This window comes from Lapillicoccus sp. (genome assembly GCF_025353065.1).
GTDB lineage: Bacteria > Actinomycetota > Actinomycetes > Actinomycetales > Dermatophilaceae > Lapillicoccus.
The window spans coordinates 1-3572 of record NZ_JANXRJ010000098.1 but is presented as its reverse complement, the minus strand read 5'-3'; the positions used below and the strand labels follow the sequence as shown (position 1 = coordinate 3572).

Genomic DNA, 3572 nt, shown 5'->3' with positions numbered 1-3572 from the left:
GCCAGGGCTACCGACCTGCCGGACGCAAGGGGACCCCGGGCCGGGGCTCACTCCCACTCGATGGTCCCCGGGGGCTTGCTCGTGATGTCGAGCGTCACCCGGTTGACCTCACGGACCTCGTTGGTGATCCGGGTCGAGATGCGGGCCAGCGTCTCGTAGGGGACGCGGGTCCAGTCGGCGGTCATGGCGTCCTCCGACGAGACCGGCCGGAGCACGATCGGGTGACCGTAGGTCCGGCCATCGCCTTGCACACCAACGGATCTCACGTCAGCGAGCAGGACGACCGGGCACTGCCAGATGTCGCGGTCGAGGCCGGCCGCGGTCAGCTCCGCGCGGGCGATGGCGTCGGCGCGGCGCAGGATGTCGAGGCGCTCGGCGTCGACCGCGCCGATGATCCGGATGGCGAGCCCGGGCCCGGGGAAGGGCTGCCGCCAGACGATGACCTCGGGGACGCCGAGCTCGAGGCCGACGGCGCGCACCTCGTCCTTGAACAGCGCCCGCAGCGGCTCAACGAGGGTGAACTGGAGGTCCTCGGGCAGGCCACCGACGTTGTGGTGCGACTTGATGTTGGCCGCGCCCTCGCCGCCGCCGGACTCGACGACGTCGGGGTAGAGGGTGCCCTGGACGAGGAACTCGACCGGGTGGCCGTCGGCGTCGGCGTGACCCACGACGTCGCGGGCCGCCTGCTCGAAGCAGCGGATGAACTGGGCGCCGATGATCTTGCGCTTCTGCTCGGGGTCGGTGACGCCGGCCAGCGCGGTGAGGAACTGCTCGCGCGCGTCGTAGACGATCAGGGTGACCCCGGTGGCCGCGACGAAGTCCTTCTCGACCTGCCCGGCCTCCCCCTCGCGCAGCAGCCCGTGGTCGACGAAGACGCAGGTGAGCTGGTCGCCGACGGCGCGCTGCACCAGCGCGGCGGCGACCGAGGAGTCGACCCCGCCCGAGAGCGCGCAGAGCACGCGGCCCGGGCCGATCTGGCTGCGGACCGACTCGACGAGCTCGTCGACGACGTTGGCCGGCGTCCAGTCGGCAGGGATCCCGGCGCCCTTCCACAGGAAGTTCTCGAGCACCCGCTGGCCCTGCTCCGAGTGCAGCACCTCGGGGTGCCACTGCACGCCGTAGAGCCGGCGCTCGTCGTCCTCGAACGCCGCGACGGCCGCGCCCTCGCTCCGCGCGGTCACCCGCATCCCCTCGGGTGCCTGCGAGACGGAGTCGCCGTGCGACATCCACACCGACTGCTCGGCCGGCTGTCCGTCGAAGAGGGTGGAGCCGGTGTCGGTGACCGTCGCCGGGGTGTGGCCGTACTCGCCCCGGCCGGTGTGGGCCACCGTCCCGCCGAGGGCCTGGACCATCGCCTGGAACCCGTAGCAGAGCCCCATCACGGGGACTCCCGCCTCGAGGAGCGCGACGTCGAGCGCTGGTGCGCCCTCGGCATACACGCTCGAGGGGCCGCCGGAGAGGATGACCGCCCTCGGCTCCCGGGCCAGCATGTCGTTGACCGACATCGTGTGGGGGACGACCTCGCTGTAGACCTTCGCCTCGCGCACGCGCCGCGCGATCAGCTGGGCGTACTGCGCCCCGAAGTCGACGACGAGGACCGGGTTCGCCTGGAGGGCTTCGCTCACCGGGTCAGCCTATCCGGCGGCCGGCGTCTCTCCCGGCGCGGCGGGCGCGGCCGGGCCGGGCACCTCGGCCCGCGACAGCAGCGCCTCGGTGTCCCGGGTCACCCGCCGCTCGGCGACGAACGGCACGAACGGGACGAACCCGGAGAGCAGGTTGAGGACGATGCGCGTGAGCGGCCATCGCGACTTGAAGCCGAGGTTCGCGATCGAGACGGCATACACGAAGTAGATGAGGCCGTGGATCGGGCTCCACACCTCCGAGAAGTGCGCGTTCTGCGGCGGGCCGTAGTGGAAGTAGACCGCGACGATGAGGACGAAGAGCGCCAGGCCGGCGACGATCGCCATGACCCGGTAGATCTTCAGCGCCTGGCGGATCTGGGCGGGCTTGGCCAGTCGGACGGGTGGGGTGCTCACGATCGGGTCGCTCCTGCTGGTGCGGGCTGGGGGGTGGGCTGCGGGTCGGGCGGCCGGGGATCGTCCGGTAGGGGTCCGTCCGGCAGAGGGGCGTCCGGGAGCCGCCGCGCGGCCTCGTCCTCCAGGTGGTCCTCGCGGACCATCCGCCACCACATCCAGGCGGCGAAGAGACCGAAGACCCACCACTGCAGCGCGTATGCCGCGTTGCGGAGGTTGAGCCCCGACGGCACCGGCGGCGGCGGTACCCGCTCGATGCCCCCGACCGTCGCGGAGGCTCCGACCGGGCCGGCCCCCGTCGCATCCGGGGTCTCGCTGATGCCGAAGAGGAAGGCGTTGTAGATCTCGCCGGGCCAGACGTTGACGAGCTTGCCGAGGTCGACCGACGCGAGCTGGCCGGGCTGGGGCGGCGCCGCCGTCGTCACCGGGGACTCCGCGGGCGCGATGCTCCCGACGACGGTGACCAGGCCCGTGGTCGTCGGCGCCGGGGCGACAGTTCCCCGGACGAAGCCCCGCAGGACGCCGATGCGCGCGCCGGTGCCGTCGACGACGAACGGGGTGACGACCCAGGACCCGGCGGCGCCGTCGAGCCGCCGGCCGGTGACGACCACCTGACCGGAGGGGTCGTAGTGACCCGTCGCCGACACGCGTCGCCCGGAGGCGGTCGCCGGGAACTCCGCGTGCGGTTGGAGCACCTCGGTCAGCGCGACGACCGGCTGACGGGGCGCCTCCTCGATCGCCTGCTTGCGCGCCTCGTCCTTGGCCACGCTCAGCTGCCACAGGCCGAGGAACGTGAAGGCGACGAGGATGACGACGAGCAGAGCCAACAGCCCGAGCCACCGGGGCTTGAGCATGGTCCGCAACACCCTCCAAGGGTAGGCGACCTGGCGGCGGCGCCGGGCACCGCACGGGGTGTGGGAACCTTGGGCCGATGCGAACCCCTGCCCCTCGCGCGCCCGGGCTCGCCGCCCCGATCGCGCTGCTGCTGGCGATCTTCGTCCTCGCCGGCTGCGGCGGGGGCACCGGCGGCACCACCCCGAGCACCACGACGGTCACGATCACGCCGACCGTGACGCCGGCTCCGTCGAAGGCCACGAGCACGACGACTCCGCCGCCCACCCCGCCGCAGAGCTACGACCAGGCCGTCCAGCACCTGGCGACCGGCACCACCGACCCGGCGAGGACCACGTCCTTCACCAGCCCCAGCGGCAACATCTACTGCGACATCTATGCCGGCAGCCCGGTCCGCGGGTGCGAGCTACGGTCCGGACGGATCGCGCCTCCCACCGCGGACTACTGCGGCAGGGGCGGCGGAGGGGCGAAGGACATCGGCCGGGTGCAGTTCTCGGTGAGCGGCCCGACGGCGGTGTGCAACTCCGACTCGATCGTGACGACCGGCGCGGCGCCGCTGAAGTACGGATCGGTCGCCGTCGCCGGCAGCATCGCGTGCATCAGCGAGAGCATCGGGGTGACCTGCCTCGACTCCGGGACGAAGAAGGGCTTCTTCCTCGCTCGGTCGACGTTCTTCATCTTCTGACC

At 72.5% G+C, this 3572-nt stretch carries 4 protein-coding genes; 1 reads left to right on the top strand and 3 read right to left on the bottom strand.

Features of this window, described 5'->3' with window-relative positions; translation table 11 throughout:
- Positions 1–47 precede the first annotated feature (47 nt).
- The 3 genes from guaA to Q0R63_RS07900 are packed head-to-tail and all read right to left on the bottom strand — an operon-like array spanning position 48 to position 2899.
- A complete protein-coding gene (guaA, locus tag Q0R63_RS07910) occupies positions 48–1625 on the bottom strand; it encodes a glutamine-hydrolyzing GMP synthase (RefSeq protein ID WP_295696060.1) in 1578 nt (525 codons plus the stop codon).
- Positions 1626–1634: 9 nt separating this feature from the next.
- The gene (locus Q0R63_RS07905) at positions 1635–2036 is read right to left on the bottom strand and encodes a DUF3817 domain-containing protein (protein ID WP_295696058.1); all 402 of its coding nucleotides are present in this window, start codon (positions 2034–2036) and stop codon (positions 1635–1637) included.
- Positions 2033–2899 (bottom strand): SURF1 family protein, encoded by an 867-nt coding sequence (locus tag Q0R63_RS07900; RefSeq protein WP_295696056.1) that lies wholly within the window; start codon positions 2897–2899, stop codon positions 2033–2035. The genes Q0R63_RS07905 and Q0R63_RS07900 overlap by 4 nt, the downstream gene beginning before the upstream one ends.
- A 65-nt stretch (positions 2900–2964) precedes the next feature.
- Between Q0R63_RS07900 and Q0R63_RS07895 the strand changes: the two genes are divergently transcribed.
- The gene (locus Q0R63_RS07895) at positions 2965–3570 is read left to right on the top strand and encodes a hypothetical protein (protein WP_295696055.1); all 606 of its coding nucleotides are present in this window, start codon (positions 2965–2967) and stop codon (positions 3568–3570) included.
- Positions 3571–3572 lie beyond the last annotated feature (2 nt).

Coding starts and splice junctions, on each gene's coding strand:
- Q0R63_RS07895 (WP_295696055.1), top strand. CDS start 2,965: ATGCGAACCCCTGCCCCTCGCGCGCCCGGGCTCGCCGCCCCGATCGCG.